At 58.7% G+C, this 25290-nt stretch carries 16 protein-coding genes; 9 read left to right on the top strand and 7 right to left on the bottom strand.

Annotation, left to right across the window (positions count from 1 at the left end; genetic code table 11):
- Window positions 1-321: 321 nt before the first annotated feature.
- On the top strand, window positions 322-1092 hold the full coding sequence (locus JNN07_10085; GenBank protein MBL9168078.1) for a ThuA domain-containing protein: 771 nt from the start codon (window positions 322-324) through the stop codon (window positions 1090-1092).
- Between the two features lie 334 nt (window positions 1093-1426).
- Here the strand turns inward: JNN07_10085 and metH are convergent, their stop codons facing one another.
- From metH to grpE, 6 genes are all read right to left on the bottom strand, one after another.
- Window positions 1427-5293, bottom strand: coding sequence for a methionine synthase (metH, locus tag JNN07_10090; protein MBL9168079.1), 3867 nt, complete (start codon window positions 5291-5293; stop codon window positions 1427-1429).
- 168 nt (window positions 5294-5461) lie between these two features.
- A complete protein-coding gene (locus JNN07_10095) occupies window positions 5462-6610 on the bottom strand; it encodes a pyridoxal phosphate-dependent aminotransferase (GenBank protein MBL9168080.1) in 1149 nt (382 codons plus the stop codon).
- A 135-nt stretch (window positions 6611-6745) separates the two neighbouring features.
- Window positions 6746-7045, bottom strand: a complete 300-nt coding sequence (locus tag JNN07_10100) for a Dabb family protein (GenBank protein MBL9168081.1) — start codon at window positions 7043-7045, stop codon at window positions 6746-6748.
- A 270-nt stretch (window positions 7046-7315) separates the two neighbouring features.
- A complete protein-coding gene (locus JNN07_10105) occupies window positions 7316-7744 on the bottom strand; it encodes a GxxExxY protein (GenBank protein ID MBL9168082.1) in 429 nt (142 codons plus the stop codon).
- 256 nt (window positions 7745-8000) lie between these two features.
- Window positions 8001-10127, bottom strand: coding sequence for a PD40 domain-containing protein (locus tag JNN07_10110; protein ID MBL9168083.1), 2127 nt, complete (start codon window positions 10125-10127; stop codon window positions 8001-8003).
- A gap of 37 nt (window positions 10128-10164) precedes the next feature.
- Window positions 10165-11034, bottom strand: a complete 870-nt coding sequence (gene grpE, locus JNN07_10115) for a nucleotide exchange factor GrpE (protein MBL9168084.1) — start codon at window positions 11032-11034, stop codon at window positions 10165-10167.
- 217 nt (window positions 11035-11251) lie between these two features.
- Here grpE and JNN07_10120 point away from each other — a divergent pair, with 217 nt between their 5' ends.
- On the top strand, window positions 11252-11896 hold the full coding sequence (locus JNN07_10120) for a PEP-CTERM sorting domain-containing protein (protein MBL9168085.1): 645 nt from the start codon (window positions 11252-11254) through the stop codon (window positions 11894-11896).
- A gap of 111 nt (window positions 11897-12007) precedes the next feature.
- On the opposite strand, the gene JNN07_10125 is transcribed toward JNN07_10120, so the two are convergent.
- Window positions 12008-14530, bottom strand: coding sequence for a U32 family peptidase (locus JNN07_10125; protein MBL9168086.1), 2523 nt, complete (start codon window positions 14528-14530; stop codon window positions 12008-12010).
- A gap of 502 nt (window positions 14531-15032) precedes the next feature.
- Between JNN07_10125 and JNN07_10130 the strand changes: the two genes are divergently transcribed.
- The 7 genes from JNN07_10130 to JNN07_10160 all read left to right on the top strand — a co-directional run bounded on the left by JNN07_10130 (window position 15033) and on the right by JNN07_10160 (window position 24854).
- The gene (locus JNN07_10130; GenBank protein MBL9168087.1) at window positions 15033-15917 is read left to right on the top strand and encodes an SDR family oxidoreductase; all 885 of its coding nucleotides are present in this window, start codon (window positions 15033-15035) and stop codon (window positions 15915-15917) included.
- Window positions 15918-16049: 132 nt separating this feature from the next.
- Window positions 16050-16697, top strand: coding sequence for a prepilin-type N-terminal cleavage/methylation domain-containing protein (locus tag JNN07_10135; protein MBL9168088.1), 648 nt, complete (start codon window positions 16050-16052; stop codon window positions 16695-16697).
- 214 nt (window positions 16698-16911) lie between these two features.
- The gene (locus JNN07_10140) at window positions 16912-17565 is read left to right on the top strand and encodes a glutathione S-transferase (GenBank protein ID MBL9168089.1); all 654 of its coding nucleotides are present in this window, start codon (window positions 16912-16914) and stop codon (window positions 17563-17565) included.
- Between the two features lie 51 nt (window positions 17566-17616).
- A complete protein-coding gene (locus JNN07_10145; protein ID MBL9168090.1) occupies window positions 17617-18957 on the top strand; it encodes a PhoH family protein in 1341 nt (446 codons plus the stop codon).
- 369 nt (window positions 18958-19326) lie between these two features.
- Window positions 19327-20019: a tetratricopeptide repeat protein gene (locus JNN07_10150; protein ID MBL9168091.1), complete on the top strand. Its 693-nt coding sequence runs from the start codon at window positions 19327-19329 to the stop codon at window positions 20017-20019.
- Window positions 20020-20238: 219 nt separating this feature from the next.
- Complete coding sequence (locus JNN07_10155; GenBank protein ID MBL9168092.1) at window positions 20239-23634, top strand: hypothetical protein; 3396 nt, start codon at window positions 20239-20241, stop codon at window positions 23632-23634.
- Window positions 23635-23783: 149 nt separating this feature from the next.
- A complete protein-coding gene (locus JNN07_10160) occupies window positions 23784-24854 on the top strand; it encodes an alpha-hydroxy-acid oxidizing protein (GenBank protein MBL9168093.1) in 1071 nt (356 codons plus the stop codon).
- The last annotated feature ends 436 nt before the right edge of the window (window positions 24855-25290 follow it).

Below are 25290 nucleotides of genomic sequence, written 5' to 3' on the forward strand. Positions count from 1 at the left end.
TTGCGCCTCAAAGCCCAGGGTTGGGAGGAACGAGCTACCCTGGGGAAAACGCCATAGAATCCACAACCCCATCGTGGGTTGCGAACCCTGTGGGGCTTCAGGTGATCCCAAGCGCAACCCGCGTTGGGGTTGTGAGAAAACAACGACTAACCCAGGGTAGGCGCTCCTGCGTCGCGCCAACCCTGGGCTTTGAGGCGGAATCCCTTTGGGATTCTAACATTTGGTCGAAGAACTTGTGGGTAATGCTTAGAGAGGTCTACCGCACTCCAAGACGATTTCTTATAGGAATGGGTGAGATCTCGCGTTAGCCTTGGTCTCACCATGAAACGCTTCATTCGCTTTGCCGCCGGGGTGATTGCCCTGACCGTCTGTGCCACCGCGTCGCTTCCGGCGGCTCAAATGCTGTACTCAGGTAAACGGCCGATTCGCGTCCTGTTGATCACCGGAGGCTGCTGCCACAACTACGCCTTTCAATCCCAGGCGATGACCCTCGGGATTTCGAAGCAGGCAAATGTGGACTGGACCATCCTGCAAGATCCGAACACCGGGACCCGGGCCGAGATCGCTCTCTATGACAATCCCCGCTGGGCAAAACCCTTTGATGTCATTGTCCACAACGAGTGCTTCGCGGACACGGATTCGCAAGAGTACGTGAAGAAGATCACCGCGGCACATCGCGCTGGCAAATCAGCGATGGTAATTCATTGCGCGATGCATACCTATCGTGCAGCCAAGTTTGATGATTGGCGGGAATTCTTGGGTGTAACCAGCCGGCGCCATGATCACCAGAGCCGGTATCCGGTTCGAGTTGTGGCTCCGGAGCATCCGATCATGAAAGGATTTCCGACCAACTGGGTGACGCCGATGGATGAGCTCTACATCATCGAGAAGCTGTGGCCGGGGGCGAAAGCGCTCGCCGTGTCCACCAGTGAGAAGAGTCAACAGGAGCAACCGGTGATCTGGGTGAATCAGTATGGAAAAGCGCGGGTTTTCGGGACGACCTACGGACATTCCGACGATACTTTCCGCGATCCGGTCTTCATCGATTTGCTGGCGCGCGGCTTGGTCTGGTCAGCGGGGAAGCTGAAGTAGCTGATTTTTTGTAATAAGCAGGCTCGGATGGCGTAGTATACGGTGGAAGGAGCCGAACGTTCCTTCCTCGGGCCGGTAGGCGGCGAACACATGAACACACGCACTCCTATCGGGATCGAACACCGTCTATCCGTGTGGATAGATAGCGCGGGTCTTGGCAAATTCTCTGTGTGTGCGCCAACACCCGCGTTTTTTATTTTCCTGGGGAACGGGAGTATTCACCACGGATTTCACTGATTCCACGGATCCGATCAGAACTATCCAGGCCCCTCTTCCCATCCGTGTTATCCGCGCAATCCGTGGTTCATCAGCTGCCGGATCCAGGTTCGTTTGCCTAGACGCCGTGCGGCTTGCCGCAGCCGCAACCGGTTGCGGCTGTCGATGTCGCCTGCGCTGCGGGATCGTAGTTCAGATAGGGTCCCAGCCAGCGCTCCACCTCTTGGAGGGTTAGATTTTTGCGCAGGTGATAGTCCAGGATCTGATCCTTACCAAGCTTACCCACGGCAAAATACTTGGATTGCGGATGACCGAAGTACAGTCCGCTCACACTGCTACCCGGCCACATGGCATAGCTTTCGGTTAGCTTGATACCGGCGTTCTCCTCAACCTTGAGCAGGTTCCACAAGGTGCCCTTCTCCGTGTGATCAGGGCACGCAGGGTATCCGGCGGCGGGCCGGATGCCACGGTACGCCTCCTCGATGAGCTGCTCGGTGGAGAAGGTCTCCGCACGACCATAGGACCAATCCCGTCGGGCTCGCTGGTGCAAGAACTCGGCAAAAGCTTCCGCCAGCCGATCGGCCAACGCCTCCGCCATGATGACATTGTAGTCGTCGTGATCTTTGCGGAACGCTTCGATCAGCTCCTTGAGTCCTCCGCCCGTGGTCACGGCGAAGGCTCCGATATAATCGGGAAGGGGGGCGGAGTTGGATGGGGTTGCGTCGCGCGGAGCGATGAAATCAGCGAGGCAGAAGTAGGGCTGTCCGGGGGCTTTCTCCACTTGCTGGCGGAGGAAATGGAAGCGCGCCTTCACCTCTCGTCGGGACTCATCGGTGTAGAGCTCCACGTCATCACCCACGCGGTTCGCGGGGAAGAACCCGTAGACTCCCGTGGCGGTGATCAAGTTCTGACGGATCATCCGGTCGAGCAAGGCCAGTGCGTCGTGGTGCAGCTTCCGAGCTTGTTCGCCGTATTTCTCGTGTTGGAGAATCGCCGGGTATCGGCCGCGCAATTCCCAGGTGTGGAAGAAGGGGGACCAATCGATGTAGGAAGCCAGCTCCTTGAGCTGGATCGATTCTGCTGACCCTTGGGCGGCTGAGGGGGCGCTCGTGAGCTTACGGATCCCGATGAACTCAGGTTGCGAGAGACTGTCGTAGCTCAGCTGCGGCGCTTGTTTGCGAGCTTCTTCCAAGCTGACCAATTTGGCGCTAGTGCCGGCATGCTGAGCCCGGACTCGGTCATACTCTTCTTTAAGTTGGCTTACGAAGGCGGGCTTCTGGCTCCCGCTGATCAGCTGGCTGACCACGGGCACGGCGCGGCTGGCGTCCAGGACGTGAACGACCGGCTGTTGATAGTTCTGGGCGATCTTCACCGCGGTGTGCGCTTTGCTGGTAGTCGCGCCTCCGATCAGCAGCGGAATGCGGAAGCCTTGGCGTTCCATCTCGCGTGCGACATGAACCATCTCATCCAGGGAAGGCGTAATGAGCCCGCTGAGGCCGATGATGTCGACCTTCTCCTGACGGGCGGTCTCGAGGATTTTTTCGCAAGGCACCATCACCCCGAGATCGATCACCTCGTAGTTGTTGCAGCCGAGCACCACCCCGACAATGTTTTTGCCGATGTCGTGAACGTCGCCTTTGACGGTCGCCATCAGGACCTTGCCTTGCGCCTGCACGGTCTGGCCCGCGGCGAGTGCCGCGGCCTTCTCCGCTTCCATGAACGGGAACAAGTAGGCGACCGCCTTCTTCATGACTCGGGCGGACTTCACCACCTGGGGTAGGAACATCTTTCCAGCGCCGAAGAGATCCCCGACGACGTTCATCCCGGCCATCAGGGGGCCTTCGATAACCAACAAAGGACGGCCGTACTTTTGGCGCGCTTCTTCCGTGTCGGCATCGATGAAGTCCACGATGCCTTTGACCAGAGCATGGCTGAGCCGATCCTCGACTGGTCCCTTGCGCCACTCGGCATCGACTTTCTCAGGTCCTTCCTTGGAGCCCTGCTTTTTCAGAGCTTCTCCCAAGGTGACGAGGCGTTCGGTGGCGTCGGGACGGCGGTTGAGCAGCACATCTTCCACCCGTTCCAACAGATCCTTGGGCACTTCCTGGTACACCTCGAGCATGCCGGCATTGACGATGCCCATGTCGAGGCCGGCTTTGATGGCGTGGTAGAGGAAGGCGCTGTGCATCGCTTCGCGCACGGCGTTGTTTCCGCGGAAGCTGAAGGAGATGTTGGAAACGCCGCCGCTGACTTTGGCGAGCGGCAGGTTCGCTTTGATCCAACGGGTCGCTTCGATGAAGTCGACCGCGTAATTGTTATGCTCATCGATGCCCGTTCCCACGGTCAGGATGTTCGGATCGAAAATGATGTCCTGAGGCGGGAAGCCCACCTTTTGGGTGAGCAGGTTGTAGCAGCGCTGGCAGATTTCAATCCGGCGTTGGTAGGAGTCGGCCTGACCTCGTTCGTCGAAGGCCATGACGATGACCGCGGCCCCGTAGCGTCGGACTAGCCGGGCTTGCTCCAGAAACTTGTCTTCCCCTTCTTTGAGGGAAATGGAGTTTACGATGCCCTTGCCTTGAACGCATTTGAGGCCGGCTTCGATGACGCTCCATTTGGACGAATCGATCATGATCGGGACCTTGGCGATCTCCGGTTCGGTCATGATGTAGTTCAGGTAGCGGGTCATGGCTGCTTGGCCGTCCAGCATTCCCTCGTCCATGTTGACGTCGATGATCTGTGCCCCGTTCTCCACCTGCTGGCGCGCCACGGCGACCGCTTCCTCGTATTGGCCACCGAGGATCAGCTTGGAGAACTTTGGCGAGCCGGTGACATTGGTTCGTTCACCGATGTTGATGAAATTGGTTTCGGGCGTGAGGGTCAGCGCGTCGTTGCCGCTCAGCCGCAGGTACGGCTTGGCTTGGGGGACAACACGAGACGCAATGCCCTTCACAGCGGCAGCGATGGCGGCGATGTGGGGTGGAGTGGTGCCGCAGCAGCCGCCGACGATGTTAAAGACCCCGTTTTGGGCCCATTCCTGCAGCTGCGGAGCCAAGCTTTCGGGCGTCTCTGGAAAACCGGTGGGCAGCAAAGGATTCGGGAGCCCAGCGTTCGGATACACGCTGACGTAGAGCGGAGCGAGCTGGGAGAGTTCCTCGATCAGCGGGCGCAGCTCCTTCGGTCCGAGCGCGCAGTTCATTCCCACGCTGAGCAAGGGCACGTGGGAGATCGAGTTCCAGAAGGCCTCAACCGTTTGCCCGGTCACTCCGCGCGTGCCACCCTTCTGAATGAAGGTGACGGAAGCCATGAGCGGAATGACTTCTTTCCCTTCGGGCACGGCGCTCCCATAGGGCAGGGGAACCAAGCCGCGTTCGTCGAGGATTTGCTGGATGGCGAAGAACGCCGCTTTGGCGTTCAGGGTGTCGAAAATGGTTTCAACCAGCAGGATGTCGACTCCACCGTCCAAGAGCGCACGGACCTGTTCACCATAAGCCTGAACCAGGGTATCAAACGTCGTTCCGCGGGAGGAGGCGTCATTAACATCGGTCGAGATCGACGAGGTTTTCGTGGTCGGTCCGATGGCACCCGCGACAAAGCAGGTGCGGCCGGGTTGCTTGGCCATGACCGCATCCGCCGCACGACGCGCGCACTCAGCACCGGAACGCGACAGCTCATAGGACAGGGATTCCATCCCATAGTCCGCTAGGGAGATGAACTGTCCGTTGAAGGTGTTGGTCTCGACGATGTCCGCGCCGGCTTCGAAATAGCGGCGGTGAATTTCTTCGATGACATCCGGACGCGTGATGTTCAGCAGCTCGTTGTTGCCCTTGAGGTCCTTGCCCTTCCAATCTTTGAACCGCTCGCCCCGGAATGCGGCCTCGTCCAGGCTGTATTGCTGGATGACGGTCCCCATGGCACCGTCGATGATGACGATACGTTCCCGAAGCAGACGTTCCAGCTCTGCTGCACGATTCTTTGGCTTGCTCATGTCGAGTCCTGACTGCGTTCCCTAGATTGATCGGCATCGGCCCGGCTAGGTGAATCGCTGTGCCCGACCGATTCACTCGTGCCTCAGCCCTACGGATGCCTCTTCTGAAGAATGCCTAATAGCAATTCTTTGTCAAATCAACTAATCTTGATTTGAGGATATGTATGTCTATTTAAAGCGAAGGAGTCGCTCGCCCGCGGCCCGCAGGGTTTCCTCACGCTTGGCGAAATGGAAGCGGATGTAGCGGTGTTCGGGCTCGCGGAAGAAGCTGGATCCGGGAACGCCAGCGACACCGACTTCGCGGATAAACCATTCAGCCGCATCGGTATCCCGCGCGTGGCCCAGGCTGGAGATATCGACCATCACGTAGTAGGCCCCTTGGGGTTCGGTGAAGGGGAGTTTGGTCTGGCGGAGGTAACTGAGGAAGACCTCGCGTTTGTGGGCGTAGAGATCGCGGAGTCCGGTGTAATAGCTGTCCGGCAGTTCCAAACCGGCCACGGCTGCCTCCTGCAGGGGCGCAGCGGCACCCACGGTCAGGAAGTCGTGGACCTTGCGGGCTTGGGCGATGACTTCGGGCGAAGCTTGCACATAGCCGAGCCGCCATCCGGTGATGGAATACGTTTTGGAAAGCGAGTTGCAGGTAATGGTTCTCTCGGCCGCTCCGGGGAGCGCTGAAAAGTAGACGTGTTCGTGGGGAGGAAAGACAATGTGCTCGTAGGGTTCGTCGGTGATGACGAAGGTATCGTGTTTTTCGGCCAGAGCTAAAATCTGGAGCAGCTCGGCTCGAGTAAAGACTTTCCCGGTTGGATTGGACGGATTGCAAATGACGATGGCTTTGGGCTTCTGCGCGAACGCGGCCTCCAGTTCTCGGGGATCGAAGGCGAAGTCTGGGGCGCGAAGCGGGACGTAGATCGGTTGTGCGCCGGACAGGATCGCATCAGCCGCGTAGTTCTCATAAAAGGGAGAGAACACGATGACTTTGTCGCCTGGATTGCAGGCGGTCATCATGGCCACCATCATGGCTTCAGTGCTCCCGCAGGTGACCACGAGGTGGGTGTCGGGATCCACCGGGACTCCGCTAAAGCGGGTGATTTTTCGCGCTAGGGCTTCGCGAAAGCGAGGAGCGCCCCAGGTAACCGCGTATTGGTGATGCGGCCCGCGGGTGGCTCGTTCCAGGGCAGCGAGCACCTCTTCCGGAGGATCGAAGTCGGGAAATCCTTGGGAAAGGTTGATGGCGCCGTAACGGTTGGAGAGCCGCGTCATTCCTCGAATGACTGATTCCGTGAACACATTGAGACGCGAGGCGGTGGAGGGCATGGTCTGAAGCGAAAGCGATGAGGGAACCCAGCCTGTCTTGTTTACCTGGCACGGCCGGATATGCGGCCGTGCCGGAAGAGTTGAGGCGGCTGGTGCAGGTCGACCAGCCGGCTGTGCTGAAAGGACGCCAACGCCTTAGGCGAAGTCGTAGATCAGTGCGCGCGCGCAGTTCTTTTTGAACACTTTCTCCACAAATTCCACGTGGAGGGGATGGACTTGGTAGTCGTCCTGACCCTTTTTGTCGGCGAACACCAGGTTCAGCGCGACCTGATAGGTTTGGTCCACAACCGGTCGGGGGCTGCCGACCATCTTTCCGATGTGGTAGTGCAGGACGCCGGGAATGGGTTTGAGATACTTATCCGCGCCGTCGAGCAGCTCTTGAACGGCGTTGGGATTCTTCGGATCGGTCCAGAAAATGACAACGTGTGAAAACATGCGGGCGAAGTTTGCTTGGACCGCGGAAAAATCTCAAATGGGAAAATGGGGGGCGGGAGTTAACCACGGATTGCTCGGATGACACGGATGGGAAGGGGAATTGGGGGTTCTGTTCGGATCCGCGGAATCAGCGAAATCCGTGGTTCAAAAAGGATTGGTTCGGGAACGGCGTGAGCAGAGAAAGGGATTTAACCACGGATTGCTCGGATGACACGGATGAGAAGAGGGATCGGGAGGCCGGAGTTCGAAAGAGTCATTTCAGACTGGAGTTCACTGGGGTGTGCGGCCCGAGACGACCCGTTTCCAAGCCAGAGTTGCGTATTTAAAATTGAGTAACAGTGCGACTTCCAAACCGGTGATGTTGAGGTAGCCTAACATTTGAGCGAGGTGCGTTTCGCTGAAGGCACTCACTACCTTGGGGTCTGTGATGACTAGATCGTCTACAATTAGGTCGGGCACAAGCTTACCTATGTAGTGGCCTCGGTAGTGGACCGGGTAGTCCTTCTGTTGGACGACTGAATGTCCTCTGTCTACCAGTTCGATGATCAGAGCGTTTTCATAGAGCTTCTCATCCAATCCTGGTTTGAGCTGGTTTAGTACAGCCATGGCCGCACCGATGATATCCTTGGTAATCTCCTCGTGCCTCACAGCATTATTCTCGCTGGCTGGCCTCGACTTTGCACGCTGAAACTTGAGCAAACATATAAGTCGCGAGCGTTCCACTCGGATCCCACTGGAAGGCGGGAACTGGGTATGCTGGGAAAGGGAGTTGACCACGGATTACTCGGATGACACGGATGAGAAGAGGGATCGGTAGTCCTGTTCGGATCCGCGGAATCAGCGAAATCCGTGGTTCAAAAATGATTGGTTCGGTGGCGGTGGGAACTGGAGGAGCAGGGAAAGGGAGTTAACCACGGATTACTCAGATGGCCCGGATGAGAAGAGGGATTGGGCGCTACTGAACACGAACACGGTAGAAACGATTCACTGTCGTAGCCCCTGTATTCGTCAGCGTCATCGGCCCGCCAGTGCCACCGTTGGTTTGGATTGCAGTCCAGTTGGCGTCAGTCAGGAAATTCTTGAATTCCAAGACATAGTTGAAACCAAGTTGCGTCGGGAGGGAAACAGTAAAGGTAGTTCCGACTTTACGCGGATTGCTTAGGGTGGGCGGGGTCAGGTTGACAAGCGAGATGCTCACGTTCGTTGAGCGGATTTCATGTGTGATTCCATTATCAGTTGTCTTCGCTGAGCTATAAACCGTGTAGTTTCCCACCTGTGAGGGGAGCGTTACCGACTTCGAGTAGATTCCATCGCCAGCGGTTTGGTCCCCGTTCATTCCATCGTCATGCAAGCCGGTGAATTCCGCGTTCACCGCTCCTAGGAGCACGATTTTCGGCGATGCGCCCGCCCACACTCCGCCATTCGAGTATCCCCTTGCCCTGAGAATGGTTGTGCTGCCACCTATGAATTGTGCTCGGTTTGTTGGATTCAGCACCACCACTTTTCGCGCATCGGAATAGGGTGAGTACCAACCGCCAAGGTCATGGAGGGTGTTGTTAGCTGCCGGAAGCGCAAAGACCACTCCTGTGGCGGGATTGCCCAGGTAAACATCATATCCGCCGTCCCCTCCGCTCCGGTCACTGGAGAAGCCTATCAGATTTGAGTCCACAGGAAACGAATCCGAATCGTTCGCGCCAGCGTGGTTCACCGCCAGCCTATGAGTCTTGGTAGATGAAGTTGAATAGCTGTAAATCTTGTCGAGTGCATCACCGGTGGATTCCCAGCGCGTGTAGAGGATGTTCTGAGCATCCCGGTAAATCGGGTAGTATTCCTGCAGACGCGCGGTTCCGATGATTTTTTCCGCGCCCGTTCCCGCTACCGTCATTCGCCAGACATCCGCATTTGCTCCCGCCTCAGACCAGTAGATCAGGTCTGCTCCATCTGGTGAGAAATTCGGCCCGGACTTTTCGTCAGCCGTGAACGTGAGTTGGATCGGGCTGCCCCCATCAGCGCCCATCATCCACACTTGGCCATTTCGTTTGAAAACGATCGTTTGTCCGTCTGGTGAGAACTTTGCATCTTCGTCGGGGACGCCGTTCGTTGTGAGCCGAGTCAGACTTTCTGTCGCCAAGTCGTAACAGTAGATTTCGAGCGAGTTTTGATTCAGTGCTCCGCCTTGAGGTATCGCCATGAAAACGATTCGCGAGCCGTCGTTAGAAATGTGCGGGTTCATCGCATTCTGAATCGGCAGTCCCTGCGTCAATCGGCGAAGCGTTCCGTTCGGCAAAGTGAATATAAAGATGTGGCCGTCATTGGCATTCATTGGCGAAGCCAAGTATCCGCTGTAGCTATGATAGGCAACGCGGCCAAGGATGGTGAGGCTTTGAAGGCTTTGAAAAGCCTGTTGCCAGCCAGCACTGTCTGTCGTGAGGGTGTTCCCGTTCAAGAGGGTGGTATCCACCCGATAGGCAAACCAATTCTGCCCTGCCACTGTCGGTGTGAAATCAAACGTGAATGTGCGGCGACCCAAGGCCGCCACCGATTGAAAGGATGTGGTGCTGTCGAATTCACCGTATGGCTCCGATTGGCTGATGTCGAAAATGAATCGCACCCGGCTGTTCAAAGCGGCGCTCGCCAAGGCATTTGTTACTGTGACAAAAGCTCGAACCTGCGTTCCGGCCGGCAATGTCTCTCCGCTTGAAATCACCCCGCCGCTGGTCACGTTGGAAACCACAACGGACGACGCATAGGGATAACGTCGCGTCACTGAGGCCGATGTGGTTTGTCCGGCCAAGACGGAAACGTCTTCGCTCGCCCAGAACTCCTCACCCCAAAATGTGCTGCTGGAATAACCTTCTAGGGTGTATGTCCCTGCCGTCACGCCGCTGAAGGTGGCCGGGTTAACCCCGTTGGTTTGCCTTAACGGCGTGTAGGAAAGGACAAAGCGAGTGCCGGTTGCGGGTGCGTTGGCACCGCCAACGTTCTTTAGTGTGGCCGTTACCGTGCCCGCTTGAAGTGGTGCGACGCAGAACCACAGCGTTAGACAAGCAAATCCGCCAATTGAGAAACGAGATCTCATCATTTGCCGTTCACGCGAGCTGCCCTCGTCCAGATCCCTATCATCCTTTGGGATCGTCAGGTGCTTCGGGGGTGGGTTCGGGCACGAGGCTCAGCTGCGCGGGCTCGGAGGGGTTGGTCGCGGCGGCCATGGGCTGCACGGCGACGACGATGCGTCGCAGGGCTTGGCCTTGCATCGTATAGCCGCTGGCGATGGTGTCGGCGATCAACGCTCCTTCGGACGGACTGGTATTGGGATCCATCAGCTGGTGCTGGTTCGGATCGAAGGGGGTGCCGGGCTCGGCCTCGTGCGCCACCAGCCCCAAACGACGAATCGCATCACGCACGGCGCGCTGAAATAGACCGAGCTGTTCCTGCAAGGCCGGTTGTCCGCTCTGAACGCCCGCGCGGTACAGTGCGTAGACGTGATCGCAGATCCGAACGAGCACCTCAATCGATTCGGTCTCCGCGCGACGGCGCTTGTCGATCTCGAGCCGTAGGTGCGTTCGCTCGGCATCGGCCGCCTTCGTAGAGAAGGCCGCGAACTCTTTGCCTTCGGCCACCATGCGCTCCCCGATTTCCTTGGCTGAGCCCACTGCCTTCTCGCAGTGCTCTTGAACCGTTTGCCACTGTCCGGTGGCCTGGCTGATCCGCTCGGCCAGCTCTTCCAAGTTCCGGAATTGGTCGCTCGCGGACTTCAGTTCGGCCGCCTCGGCCAGCCGCACGGCGGCTTTGTGCTCCATGATGAAAGGCACGCAGAACAGGATGGCACCCGCCATGACCGAAACCACCAGCAAACAGGCCTGCGGTAGAGGTAGCGGGTGAGGCGCTTCCATCACGATCACCAGCGCGACGCCCAGAAGGAGGGCGTCACCGATAAAAAAGGCAGCTTTGGCCCAAAACGGAATCCGTGAAACTGTTGGCTCATCCATAACTAGGGTATCATGCCCGGAACCTCCCCGTGAATACAAATGAAACCGAGTGTCCCCCTCAGCTCCTGGTACCCGTTCATTTTTCTCAACTCAACGCAGGCGGTGCCGATACTGGACGCAGGGAGTTGTGGCTCCGTGTGGTGGATGGGTCGTAAATAACCGCACGGGATTCCAGGCTGTCTTATGCAACTCTCGTCGTTGTAAAACTATGCAATCAATGTCATCGGCCTTATCTTCTTTGTTCAAGATCACCCTTGGTGGACTGGCGCTCCTTTCCGTCAGCTCCAATCAGGCGGCGACTGTCGTCAGCAACCTGGGCGAGGCAGGATCCGCTTCGGCCAACTTTAGCAGTACCACCTGGCTTGCTATCTCGTTTACCACGGATAACCAGAGCTACACGCTTGATTCCTTTGTGGTTCCATTGGATGCAGTCGGAGGAGGCGTCACGGTGACTCCAAGGATTTTCGCGGACTCGGGTGGTGTCCCCAGCGGGTCGAGTCTTGAGACATTCGCTTCGCAAACGTTTAGCTCAGGAGGATACAAGGCTTTTACATCGAGCGGGCTGAGCCTCTCTCCATCGACGACCTATTGGCTTACTTTGGAGGGAGGGGGTGCCATTCCGGTGTGGTTTGCAACAGCGTCAACAGCCCAAACCGGCAGTTGGCTGATCGGAGACCTAGGCCGACGCAGCAGTGACAGTGGATCTTCGTGGGGTACCACGACGGTCAATATTGGATTTGTTTCGATGGACGCCACCGTGGTGCCAGAACCTGCGCCCCTGGTTGTGCTGGCGCTTGGGGCTGCCGGATTAGCGCTGCGCCGCCTCCGGTGGCGTGGACCTTACAATTCCGACAAGCTCTAACCCTTCACAAGCGGAGTGATAGAGCGACAGGTCTGATTTCCAGCTCCAAGATACACCTTATGAAGTGAGTTTCGTTCGAACCCGCGGACACGATGCCATCAGCCGATCGGTTCAGGTTTCGTTCCGTTCCATCTGGCCGCGGGTGACGCCCAGTTGATGGCGGAGCTTGAGCTCCTGCCACAGCTGGCTGCCCGTCACCTCGCCTTGGAGCAGTCGATCATACATCTCCAGCGTTTGTAGAACCACTTGCGGCGACTCATTGAGGAATTCCAGACGGAACCGAACCACGCCGAGCTGGATCATTCGCTGCACGTATTCAGCCCCGGTCTGCGCCAGCGCATTGTAGACGGTGTTGCGACATCCCGCGTCGGCTTTGAGCGGGTGCTCCTGTCCGACGCGATCTTTGAGTCGCACGTCGTGCTTTTCACAAGGGCGGCCGCAGTCGTGGTAATCCTTCCCGCTCGACATGAAGGCACAGAAGACGCAGTGCTCCATATGGAACATGGGCATGTGCTGATGAATGGTGATCTCGAAATCGGGTGCTGACCCGCTTTCGAGTAACGCGGCCAATTGCTCGAAGTTTAAGTCGTAGCTGGCGGTGACGCGTTCCAGTCCTTGGTGGCGCAGGAAGTAATCGGCCGTCCACGAATTGGCGACGTTGAGTGAGAAATCGCCGATTTTCCGTCCTTGGGGGAAGGCGGTCAAATGGTCGTAGTTGCGGATGAGTACGCCGTCCGCTTCGCAGGAGGTGATCAGCTTCAGGATCCATTCCTCTCCTGGCTTAAAGATCCTTGGAGGCGCCACGAAGATGCCTCCGGCTGGGCTTTCGGAAAGAGTTGTCGGCCGAGACTGTCGGTAGAGTGTCACCGCTTCGCGGTATTTCTTCGGATCCTCAAATTCGCAATAGATTGTTGCGACCGAGGTGGTCAGGACGGCCTGGAGCTGGGCCAGGTTGCGGACCAGGACGATGAGCTCGGGCGTCGCGGGCGCTGCAGTGCTGCGCGTTTGCGATCTGGGGGAGTAAGCTTGCGAGTCTCGGAGCGTCCAACGCTGGGGCTGCGCTCGCAGCTGTTCGATCTGCGAGACAGCCTCTCGCCGGATACGATTGAGCTCGCTGAGCGGGAGCAATACCTCGCCTTCGAGGTGAGAGGTCAAGCCGCCGAGACACAGGCCGGTGCCGCCGAGTCGACCGATTTGCTCCCGCAGCACTTCGGTCGTGAGTGGACGGTTTTGGGCGGAGGCTAGCGGGATCGTGGAATGGACCTCGACGGTATGACCCATTTCATCTCGTAGGATCAGAGTCATGGGCTCGCCCGCTTTGCCGTGGACTTCGGCGCGAAGCTGCCGACGGAACTTCGGCGTGTCGCCGTCGTAGGTCTGGCGGACACGTCGCTCCAGTTCGGGATCGCTCGTCTTCCAAACCTTGTCGCCCACCTTCACCTTCTGAAAATCGATGTGGCCGTGTCCGAACTTGAGCTCGGTCAGGGGAGGACCCTTGCCGCCTGGCGCCGGCTTGATCTCGTAAATGCGACCGCCTTCTTCCCCCTGATCGGGAGTGCCCGCATCGAAGACGATGCCGTCGCCGAGCTTGGTGGGAGATTCGAGCTGGAGCCATACACTATCCCGCGTGACACGGCTGACGGTGCCGAGGAAGACGCCGCGCTTCTTGCCGAATCGGGCGTGAACCAGTTCCTGATTGTCGATGCCTTTGAACCACCCGGTGTAGAGCCCTCGCGAAAAGCCCATCTCGAGGTCGTATTTCCAGGCGCGGCTGGAGGTTTCGTCGGTCGCTTCCGGCTGGGCGGCAGCCAGGGCGCGGTCCAGGGCCTGACGGTAAACGCGCGTGATACTGGCCACATAATCAGGCGATTTGAGTCGGCCTTCGATTTTGAGGGAAGAGATTCCGGCCTGCACGAGTTCAGGTAGCACCTCGAGGCCGGAGAGATCCTGGGGGCTGAGCAAGTAGCGTCGGTCTCCGAGCGGCACCTGTCGGCCATCCGAAATGAGATCGTAGGGCAGTCGACAGGCTTGAGCGCACTCGCCTCGATTGGCGGATCGGCCGCCGAGAGACTCGCTGGTCAGGCACTGGCCCGAATAGGCGACGCAGAGGGCTCCGTGCACGAAGACCTCGATCGGCAAGGGATTGGCTTGATGGATCCGCTGGATTTCGGCGATGGAGCATTCCCGAGCCAGAACCACCAACTGGCATCCGAGCTTCTTGGCAAAGTCGACGCCAGCTGGGCTGGTGACGGTCATTTGCGTGCTCGCATGAATGGGGAAGTTCGGCGAGAGCTCGCGGATCAGGCGACAGATCCCGACATCTTGCACGATCGCGGCGTCCACGCCTGCCGCGATGATGGAGCGGAGGTAGTCTTCGGCGGAGGCTAGTTCGTTTTCGAAAATGAGGGTGTTGAACGTGACGTAGCCGCGGACTCCACGCCGGTGGATAAACTCCATGAGTGCGGGAAGATCCGCCTCGGTGAAGTTCTTGGCGCGCATGCGCGCGTTGAAACGGGAGAGTCCGAAGTAGATGGCGTCGGCCCCGTTTTCCACCGCTGCGCGGACGCATTCCCAATCGCCGGCGGGCGCCAAGAGTTCGGGGCGCACGGGAGCGATACCGGTCGGGCTGACCATTCGGTTCTCAGTCGGGCGCGTTTGGGCTGGGGTGATGCTCATCTGCAAGGCGGCCAGTCTAGCATCGGCTTGAAAGACCGCAAAAGGTTTCGGAACCCGGAAGACTGTCGTTCATTCGGGTCCGAGCTTCGGGTGAATTCGCTGCCGAGAACCCGCAGGGTTCAAAGAGATTAGCCGGGGCGTGGAGCGCAGCGACACCCCCGGTCTGTCGGCCCCTGTTTTACCGCACCCTGAAAGGCGTGCCACCCGTCGGTAAACGGACTGACGAACCGGTTGGGTTCCTTGAGTCCGGTGATGCAAGTCTCCGAAGCCGGTGGCATCGCTGCGCGATGCTCCGTACTTTCAACAGTTCGGGGGGTGCGAGCACCCCCGGCTAGATCTCTTTGAACCCTGCGGGTTCGGGCCCTGCCGCCAAGGTGAGAAGCGCTAGTATCGCCCAGCTTGTCTAGTCCTCCTTTTCCGGGGGTGCATTCCGTGATCTGCTGCGCTAGGTTGCGGGCTGATGCGAGTGTTGATTCTAGGTTGTGGCTATGTAGGCACGTCATTGGGCGGCCTGCTCGTTCGCGGCGGGCACACAGTGCAGGGCGTTCGCCGATCGTCTGCGGGACTCGAGGAACTCCGCGCGGCCGGTATCGAGCCGCTGGTTTGGGATGTCACCGATCCGGCTAGCTTCCCGTCGGTAGGCACCGGCTGGGATTGGGTGGTGAATGCACTTTCCTCGCGAGGAGGAGGGGTGGAGGGCTATGAACGACTCTATTGGCAGGGCACTCGGAACGTATTGGAATGGCTCAAGCCTGTTCCCCCTCGGAAGTATGTGCATTTGAGCAGTACCAGTGTCTATGGGCAGGCCGACGGTTCCGAGGTTACGGAAAACAGCCCGGCGGAACCGCAGAACGGCACCAGCCAGGTGCTGGTGCGGGTGGAGCAACTGCTGCTGCAGTCGTGGAAGAGTATCGGCTGGCCCGCGGTCATTCTTCGGAGTGCCGGCATTTACGGTCCTGACCGCGGCCATCTCTTTCAACAGTTTCTGGCGGGTGAAGCCCGGCTGACCGGGGAAGGGGATCGCTGGCTTAACATGATCCACCGGGATGACCTGGTGGGAGCCATCTTGGCTGCGTTCGAGTCGGGCCGTCCCGGGGATATCGTCAATGTGGCGGACGACGAGTCGGTTACGGAGTTTGAGTTTTTCCGGTGGCTGAGCGTTCGACTGGGGCAGCCGCTGCCGCCAGCGGTGGATCCTTCCGAGAAAGTCCGGAAACGAGGGGCGACCAACAAGAGGGTGGCGAATACCAAGCTTAAACAGGCCTTGGGGTATCGATTGCTCTTTCCTACTTTTCGGGAGGGTTATGAGGCAGAGCTGGTTCGCTTGGGCAAAATGCCGCATTAAACACCTTTGACATCCGCATTGTCTGGGGCAACATCTGGAACTGTGCCGCAAAGCGGTTTTATATCAGCCTTTCGTTCCTTGCTCCTAGCCAGAGCATGGAAGAGTCGGAGTTTATCCGGAGTTGGTGGCGCTGTGGGCCGACGTGGAGAGGCCGGATTTACGTTGATCGAACTCTTGGTGGTCATCGCGATCATCGCCATTCTGGGCGGACTCCTACTCCCCGCGGTCTCGCGCGCCAAGCTGCGAGTCCACGGCACTTCCTGTCTGAACAACCTGAAGCAGATCGGGCTTTCCGTGCGGATGTATGCGGACGACAACCAGGACTTTTTTCCGGGATCCGCACATAGAACTAATTCCTGGGTTGCCGCCCTTCAGCCCTATCTAACCACGACGAACCTTTATCGTTGTCCCAAGGATCCGGATCCAACGCGGCGTTATAGCTATGCGATTAACGATTTTTTGACGGCGCATCCCTTCGGGGCATCCCATCTGGACTTCTCAAAAATGACCAGCATTACGGATCCCACGGAGACCTTCTACATGACGGAAAGTCGTCCGGGCATTGGGGTTTCCGACCACTACCACTTTGCCGAGGCGGAATCGGGTGGGTATCAGGCCGAAGCCTTCCAGTCCCAGGTTGACGTCCAGCGTCACCTGGGGGCGGCCAATTACCTATTCGTCGATGGCCATGCCGACATGCTTCCTTGGCTTAGGGTGAAGGGGAAGCTCTCGGAGGTCGGTTCCTATTTTGTCCGGCCTAACGGGCATCCGTCCAACTAGCATAGCAGCCTGTCGGGCAGGTGCCCCACCCGATTCCTGCGGTTCAGGGCTTGTTTATGCGCGATCTAGGACTACATTTCTGGTGTGCGCCGTTTGCAACGCCGTTCGGCTGGATCGGGTGATGGGCGAGGGACTCGGGAAGGATCCTCGTTCGAAATTGTCTTTTGGAAGTTGCATTCGGTCTCAAAAACAGGGATGGAAACGGCATTCGCAGATGATTGAGCTGATCCAGTTTCCGTGGAGCCCCTACTGCCTGGTCCAGCGGCAGATTCTGACCTATGGTCAGATTCGCTGTCGGGTGGTGAATATTCCAAACGGCGATCGCAGCCTCGTGTGGAAGCTTACCAAGGAGCGGTATTACCAGGTGCCCGTGTTGCGGAACGGCCGTTCCGTCCTTTTCGAAACCGGCGATAACTCCCAGGTGATCGCGAAGTATTTGGATGACGTTTTCGAACTTGGGCTGTTTCCTGAGCGCTGGGTGGGAATCCAGGACCTGCTGTGGCCTCACATTGAGGGGGAGATTGAGGGGCTAGGCTTCAAACTGAATGATATTTATTGGAAAGAGTTTGTGCCGAAATCAGATCGGCTTCGCTTCTTGCGTCACAAGGAGCGTCGGTTTGGACGCGGGTGTCTCGAACTGTGGCAGAAGCAACAGAAGGCCCTGTTGGCCGAGTTGGATGAGCGGTTGCTTCCTTTTGAGCAAATGCTGAAAACCCGACCCTTTCTACTGGACGAGACCCCTCGGTTTGTGGACTTCGACCTGTATGGCATGCTGGCCAACTTTCTTTTTTCCGGACACTACCGACTGCCGGCCCGACACAAGCGCTTGCAGTCCTGGTATGAGCGCGTCAAGGCCGCGCGTCATTAATGTCACTTCATCTCGTGCGTTTGTAACCTCTAACTCGAACCCCATCCGTTCATGCAGCGCCCCGCAACGGTCAAGAACTACGTCCTGGATACCAATGTCCTCCTTCATGATCCGAGTGCGATCCTGAGTTTCAAGGAGAACAACGTCCTGATTCCCATTGAGGTGATTGAGGAGATCGATCGTTTCAAGCGGGAAACCTCCGAGCGAGGGCAAAGCGCGCGGGCGGTGTCCCGCATGCTGGATGGGCTACGTCCGCAAGGAAGCCTGAGCGACGGCGTTTCCCTCTCAAACGGGGGCACGCTACGGATCGTGTTTCAGAAGAAGGCGGCGAAGTCCAATAACGGAAACGTTTACGGGAATGGGAATGGCCGATCGGTCGACAACTTGATCATCGATGCCGCGCTGGAGATTCGGAAGACTCCGCCTCGGTTACCCACGGTTCTAGTCACCAAGGACATCAATCTGCGGATCAAGGCCGACACTCTCAAGCTGCCGGCTGAGGACTACGAAACCGGCCGCGTTCACGCTCACGATCTCTATACGGGGATGACGGAGATGACGCTCAGCGCGCAGCGGATCTCCGAGTTTCGGGCGAAGGGGGAGATCGACGTGGGAAGCGAGCGTCAATTTTATCCCAATGAATACTGCACGCTGATCGACGAGTCTTCGCCCAAGCGGACCGCGCTGGCGAAGGCGGATGCCACGGGAAAGCGCCTCGTTGCGATCGGTGACGCCCGGGACGGAGTCTGGGGAATCAAGCCCAAGAACCGGGAACAACATTTTGCCTTGGACGCCTTGTTGGATGACCGGGTGAAGCTGGTGACCCTCATGGGGAAGGCTGGCACTGGCAAGACCCTCATGGCGATGGCGGCTGGGTTGCGGAAGACGGTCTTGGACCGGGAGTTTCGTCGCCTGGTCGTGGCCCGGCCAACGATCTCCATGGGCAAGGAACTCGGGTTTCTTCCGGGATCACTCGAGGAAAAGCTGAGTCCGTGGATGCAGCCGATTCACGATGCCCTGGAACTGCTGAGCGACCTGAACATGGGGCAGGAGAGTCGGCGCAGCACGGATCTCATGCGTTCTGGAACGATCGTGGTGGAGGCCCTGAGCTACATTCGGGGCCGGAGCATCGCCAACCAGTTTATGGTGATCGACGAGGCTCAGAACCTCACACCGCTGGAGGTGAAGACGATCATCACCCGGGTGGGGCATGGAACCAAAATCGTGTTTACGGGAGATCCATACCAGATTGACAACCCGTACGTGGATTCGGCCTCTAACGGCTTCAATTACATCGTGAGCAAGTTCCAGGACCAACCGATTGCTGCCCACGTGGAGCTGCAGCGTGGTGAACGTTCCGAGCTCGCGGAGTTGGCAGCCAACATTCTCTAGCAGCAAACCCGGGCGGCACGCTGGCGGGGCTGGTGTGAGTTGCGGAACTAGGAGTGGGGACGTATTGCCCACGGAAGACGCGGACCACACGGATCTGAAGAGGGACTGATCGGGCTGGTCGGCACGATCAGTCCGTTCTCGCTGATTGAGCGCTCCTCCGCGCTCTCCGCGCCTCCGCGAGAAAAGATCCCTCCCCTGACTCTGAAGAACTGTCGGAATCTCTCGCGGAGGCGCGGAGAGCGCGGAGAGAAAAGAGTTCATGGAGAGAGCTGAGTCTTGCCACTCACCTGGGGTTTGTAGATTTACGGGTATCTCGGGGCGGGGCTGGTACGCATCGCGTCCGACCCCGGATCCGGCGTAGATTGGAGGGTGGCTCCCTCCCATCAATCCTGGGTTAGCGGCATTGCGCGATGGCTTTTGGTCATCGCCGGTTGCTACCTATTGGCGGCGCTGCTCCACCGGACTGAATGGTATCGAGATCTGTTGTGTGCTCGAGTGTTGGAGGAGCCCTCCCCTTCTCGAGAGCAGTCAGCCCATGCTTTGGCCCGGGTGGGGGGGGAGGACCGGCTTTTTGAGCTGTTGCAACATCCCAAGGCTCCCGTCCGCGAGGCGGCCCGGACTGCGCTGGATGCGCTGTGGTTTGGTGCGGAGGGGGCGCCGGCAGCCCGCCAGCTACTCGCGGCTACGGAGGCAATCAACGACGAGCGGTACGACGAGGCATTGGCCCGCTTGGACGAACTGATCCAGCGCCGCCCGCGTTATGCGGAGGCATTGAATCGCCGGGCTTCCCTGCACTGGCAGCTGGGCCGGCCGGGGGCTTCGATCCGAGATTGTGAGCGCGCTTTGGAGGTAAACCCCAGGCATTACGGTGCTTGGCAAGGCTTGGGGCTTTGCCATCTCCATTTGGGAAACAACGAGAGCGCCCGGAACTGCCTTCAAATGTATCTGCAGCTTCAACCCCATGATGCGACGGCTCGGGAATGGTTACAGCAATGTGACGGAACCCAGGGAAGCGTGTTTGAGCGGTCGGGGGGGCGCCAGACCGGGAGCCCCCCACTGTAGTCTCAGTCTACCAGTCGCATACCCCAGATTTAAGACCCAACGTAACCCCATGAAATCACCCCTTTCCTCGTCGGATCGGATCGGTTCCCGCTCCCCACAACCGCTTCGGATCACTCCCCATGGTGTTCGTGCCCATGATTGTCTGGCCTCGATTATTCGCTCGCCTTTTTTCGATGCGAAAGGCAAGTTTCTCTCTTGTCCCCAACAGCCCAAATACGTATGAAAATTAAATCACTAGCCTTACTGGCATTCTCAGTTGGGGGCAGCCTGAACGCTGCCACCCTGACAGTTACCACGACTGACAACGAAAATCCCGCTGCTGGCTCGCTTTCTTTGAAGCAAGCTTTGGAGCAAGCTCAGAATGGTGATACGGTCGCCTTCAATATTCCCGGCGACGGTCCTCACTACATCGCGACTCCCTTTGGCGGTTACCCGGTGGTTCGGGCATCGAATCTGACCATCGATGGCTACACCCAGCCCGGAGCGGTGCCGAATCGCAATTCGATCGTGCAGGGCAACAATGCCAAGCTGCAGATCATCTTGGATTCCCGCAACGGCGCGTTCACGCAGATGAATTTCGAGCCTGATTTTCCATCGGACGATACCGGCTTTGGTGATGACGAAACAACCGTCCTGGGTTTCCACAGCGGAACCGGCAACGCGATTCGCGGCCTTGGCATCCTCGGCCAGCCCTTCATCGAGACTGAGGCGGGAGTTAAGAAGCTTTATGGTATCTCCTTTGCTCACGGTGCGAGCGGTCACATCAACGGCTGCTGGCTGGGCGTCGACGTCGACGGCACCACGCTGGCCGGTCTTGAAAAAGGTGTGGCTGGTTTCCGTTATCGAGTCCGCGAGCCGGATCAGCCGGAGCGGCCGATCTTGGTTAACGACCTGATCATCGGTGTGGGACCCAATGCCACCGACCCTCGCGCTGAGTTGAACGTCATCAACGGTGTGTCCACGATCCCCATCATTATTGAAGGAAATCGAACGAGGATCAGTGGTAACTACCTCAACGTGTTCCCGAGTGGCGTGAAGGATTACAATCCCGCTCTCGATGCCGACATTAGCGCGTACTTCCGTCGCTTCGAGGGCTCGATCGAGATCGGCCGTGGCGGCAATAGCACGCTTATTGGAACCGATGGAGACGGCAAGAACGATGCGGACGAGCGCAATGTGATCGGCGGAGTGGTGCCTCCTCCCAAGGGCTATGATCACAACATAGAGTTCTACGGTCAGACTCCGGGAACGAATATCGTGATCGCGGGCAACTTCATTGGCATCGGGGCTAACGGTTCAACCCGATTCACCAATGGTGTGCCGGTGTTGAACGCCGGCGGTGGTTCGGCCGAGTATCGCTTCGGGTCCGATCTGAACGGGGTGAGCGATGGGTTGGAAGCGAATACCGTGGCTAACAACTGGCCGGCGGATCTGTTTGTTCCGAGCGAGTTGGGACTCAGCCCCGCCCGATTGAGCTTTTTCGACGAACTCGGCGTTGGAGGTAGTGTCTCGGCTCGCGGAAACCGCCTGTTGAACAACTTCCCGTTCCCTGTCAGCCCCACACAAGTTGTTCCAAATACTTCAACCCTTCTACTCACCAATTATTATGGCAAAGTGTACTTGGATGTGGAGGCGGGATTGGTCCCTGTGATTAGCACCGACAGCACCTCGGCTCGGCTGAAGGGCTCTGTGCCCGCAGCAAATCCGGGCTATCCTACCGTCGTCGTCGACCTTTACATCGCGGACGAAGAAGGCATTGCAACGGGCGTTGCGGCTGCCGTTCCTGAGTTCGCCGACGGCTGGTTCCAGGGTCGCACCTATCTCGGGTCCTTCGTGGTGGATTCCGCTCAGGATGCCGACTCGAACCCGAACTCGTTCGACTTCGACATCTCCCGTTTCGGCGGTGGCAAACTAACCATTACGGCCAACTACTCGGCTGCTCCTGCCGGGACGGCCGGAGCCAAGTTCATCACCAGCCCGTTCTCCTCGGCGGTCTTCGTGGCCTCCATTCCGAACGACGCCGTGTCGGCTGGCCTGACCCGTATCAAAGAGGACAAAACGATCTTCGAGCTGGACCGCAAGGGCCTGGGCAACTGGGAACCCTATGCCGGGGTGCTCGGAAACTCGGTGTTCTTGATCGAAGGAAATCGCTTTGCTGCGGATTCCGACACCTTCCAACGCTACGGTGTGGCGTTCGCCAAGGTCGACGGAGCTGATCCCGTGGAAGGCGAAGGTTTTTATGGCGACGACGGCACGCCCTACCTCGGCCAGATCAACCTGTCCCGTCAGAACGGTAACCCGGGTCGGGTCACCGGCGACAAGCGCCCTGGCGCCACGGCCTTCGTGGTGGGCGGCGAGACCTCGGTGGACAAGTTCCCGGCGTTCCAGTCGGATGATCGTTGGACGCTGGGATGGGATCGTTTGGCCAACGGCCGCTATGGCACCGTTCAGGCATACACCTTGAGCACCGATCTCAAGCAAACTCCGACCAGCAAGGCGATCGACGTCGCGAATGGTCGCGTCACCTCGGGCACTGCTCCCGACGCACAGATCTCGCGGTTCGGCGGCGATGTCGCTTTCTTGGACAACGGCAACTTCGTGGCCATGGTGGAAGACAAGAGCAAGCTTCGTAACCCGAATGGCGACGCTGCTTCTGCGGCGATCTTCCGTCCGGACGGCAGCGTTGTGAAGGACACCTTCCTGGTGGCCAACGGCTCCATCTGGGGCAATCTCGCCGCCTACAAGGGTGGCTTCTGCGTCCGCGTTTCCGGCGTGCTCTACTTCTATGACAACGAGGGCAACCTGCAGGGCAGCATCAGCAACGTGGTGACCGGGGGTGCTTTCGACGACGGTCGTGGTGATAACACCCGTCTCGCCGCCCACATCAACACCCCGTATGTGTTCCTCGCCGGCCCTGCCAGCGGTATTCCCACCGTCCGGTTGGCCGTGTTCGATTCTCGTGATCGTTCGTTCGTGGCTATCGCGGACGTGGCCGATGCTGGTATCGAGGGTGTTGCTCGTCCTGACTTCGACCGCGCTAATCTGGCGGTCGACGCTCTCGGCCGCGTGGCCGTGGCCTACGAACTCGTCCGCCCGGGCAACGAGTCGACCAAGACCCTCCGTCAGACCTACCTGCGTGTGCTCGCGTTTGATGATGTGGCGAAGACCCTTCGTCCCCTCACGGCCAGTGTGGCTGCGTTTGCCAACTATGATCGCACGCTTGAAGCGGATGCCGCTCCTCTGATTAAGACCGAACGTCCGACGGTGGCGATGACCACCAAGGAAATCATGGTGGCGGCCAAGGGTATCACTCGCAAGGATCCGAGCCTCCCGCTCAGTCTCGAGAACGTGACCTTGGATGAGACCGTGGTCTATACCATCCTCAGCCATCCCGATCCGAAGAATGATCCGACTCCCGCCGTGGGCGGTGGTGTGCAGCCGACGATCAGCATCAGCAAGTCCGGTGACAACGTGGTCATCACGTTCACGGGCACGCTGGAATCGAAGGCCACCGTTAACGGAGCCACCTGGCAGGCCGTCGCTGGTGCTGTGAGCCCGCTGACCCTGACCCCCGCTCAGCAGAGCGCCGGCGGGTTCTATCGCGCTCGCCAATAACGGTGGGTTTAGCATCATCCCCATTCGCAAGGGCCTCCGGAAACGGAGGCCCTTTTTGTTGCTAGATAGGACTGGCGCCTTTTTCGGAATTTCGCGACAAATCTGCGGTGGCCACCAAACGCACCCATCCTCCTGTTCCATCCCCAGTTGTGCCGATCAGGATCCGGCATCGACGACGGTTGATCGTCAGCGTGTCCGATTACGAAGAGATGGCCGATGTGGTCCTTCCGAAAATGTCGCGGGCGTTGGTCGCGGGTGGTGCGGCCGACGAGTTGACGGCGAGTTGGAATCGTTCGGCCTTCGACTCCATCCGGCTGCGCCCTCGTGTCTTGATCGATGTTTCTCGCATCGACTGCAGCGTCTCTCTGTTGGGTGTCTCTCTTCCACATCCGATTCTACTGGCCCCTACTGCCTACCACTGCCTGGTTCATCCCGGGGGCGAGGTGGAGACGGCACGTGGGGCTTCAAAATGCCGAGCGCTGTATGTCGTGAGCAGCGCCAGCAACACGCGCCTTCAACCGATTGCCAAGGCCGCCACAGCACCTCTTTGGTTCCAGATGTATGTCCAATCCGACCGTGGCTTCGTGACTGAAGTCATCCGCGAGGTCGAGAAGGCTGGATGTCAGGCCTTGGTCATCACGGTGGATGCTCCGGTCGTCGGGCCGCGGTATCGGCAGATCCGTGCTGGGTTTCGGCTCCCCACCGGGCTCGGACTGCCCTACATGGAGGATGTCAACCGTGGTCGCGATTCGCTCATGCGCGGGGGCAACACACGGATGACTTGGAAGGAAATCGAGTGGTTGAAGTCCGTCACCCGCCTTCCGCTGGTGCTGAAGGGCATTTTGGACCCCGACGATGCGGAGCTCGCCGTCAAGGCCAAGGTCGCTGGGATCATTGTCTCGAACCATGGGGGACGAATGTTGGATACCGCGCCAGCAGCAATCTGTGCGTTGGAACGGGTGACCAAACGGGTGAAGGGACGCTTGCCGGTGTTGATGGACGGGGGCATTCGGCGGGGAACAGATATTCTCAAAGCCCTGGCCTATGGAGCTTCCGCGGTGCTGATTGGGCGTCCTTATTTGCATGGCCTGGCGGTCGCTGGTGCCGACGGAGTTGCTCACGTGGTGGAGATCCTGCGGGATGAATTGGAGCAGGCGATGGCCCTGACCGGTAGGACCTCGATCGCCCAGATTGATCGGTCGGTGATTTGGGAGAGTTGACCCTCCGCTTTTCCTGCACCTGGCGGAGTGGCTTGGGGTGTGCGTTCAGGGAATGCGCGCGTTGGAGAGGGGGGCGGCGTGAAGGAAAAGCGGTGTCGAGCCCTCATCTTTACCTCCAAAAATGGGGACTAGACAAGTTGTAGGGGATCCTCACGTGTTCGCGTGAGGTCCTGATGCCGAAGCCGAGAACCCTGCGGGTTCAAAGAGATTAGCCGGGGCGTGGAGCGCAACGACACCCCCGGTCTGTCGGCCCCCCAATAAACAGCACCCTGAAAGGCGTGCCACCCGTTGGCCAATGGGCTGACGAACTGATTAGGTTCCTTGAAGCGGTTGACGCAAGTCTCAGAAGCCAGTGGCATCGCTGCGCGATGCTCCGTACTTTTAACAGTTCCGGGGGTGCGAGCACCCCCGGCTAAATTTCTTTGAACCCTGCGGG

The organism is Verrucomicrobiales bacterium (genome assembly GCA_016793885.1).
GTDB lineage: Bacteria > Verrucomicrobiota > Verrucomicrobiia > Limisphaerales > UBA11320 > UBA11320.

Excerpts from the sequence above, each read along its gene's own strand:
- JNN07_10140 (MBL9168089.1), top strand. The coding sequence starts at position 16,912 with ATGATTGAGCTGATCCAGTTTCCGTGGAGCCCCTACTGCCTGGTCCAG.
- JNN07_10155 (MBL9168092.1), top strand. The coding sequence starts at position 20,239 with ATGAAAATTAAATCACTAGCCTTACTGGCATTCTCAGTTGGGGGCAGC.
- JNN07_10085 (MBL9168078.1), top strand. The coding sequence starts at position 322 with ATGAAACGCTTCATTCGCTTTGCCGCCGGGGTGATTGCCCTGACCGTC.
- JNN07_10120 (MBL9168085.1), top strand. The coding sequence starts at position 11,252 with ATGTCATCGGCCTTATCTTCTTTGTTCAAGATCACCCTTGGTGGACTG.
- JNN07_10125 (MBL9168086.1), bottom strand. The coding sequence starts at position 14,530 with ATGGTCAGCCCGACCGGTATCGCTCCCGTGCGCCCCGAACTCTTGGCG.
- JNN07_10095 (MBL9168080.1), bottom strand. The coding sequence starts at position 6,610 with ATGCCCTCCACCGCCTCGCGTCTCAATGTGTTCACGGAATCAGTCATT.
- JNN07_10145 (MBL9168090.1), top strand. The coding sequence starts at position 17,617 with ATGCAGCGCCCCGCAACGGTCAAGAACTACGTCCTGGATACCAATGTC.
- metH (MBL9168079.1), bottom strand. The coding sequence starts at position 5,293 with ATGAGCAAGCCAAAGAATCGTGCAGCAGAGCTGGAACGTCTGCTTCGG.
- grpE (MBL9168084.1), bottom strand. The coding sequence starts at position 11,034 with ATGGATGAGCCAACAGTTTCACGGATTCCGTTTTGGGCCAAAGCTGCC.
- JNN07_10100 (MBL9168081.1), bottom strand. The coding sequence starts at position 7,045 with ATGTTTTCACACGTTGTCATTTTCTGGACCGATCCGAAGAATCCCAAC.
- JNN07_10110 (MBL9168083.1), bottom strand. The coding sequence starts at position 10,127 with ATGATGAGATCTCGTTTCTCAATTGGCGGATTTGCTTGTCTAACGCTG.
- JNN07_10130 (MBL9168087.1), top strand. The coding sequence starts at position 15,033 with ATGCGAGTGTTGATTCTAGGTTGTGGCTATGTAGGCACGTCATTGGGC.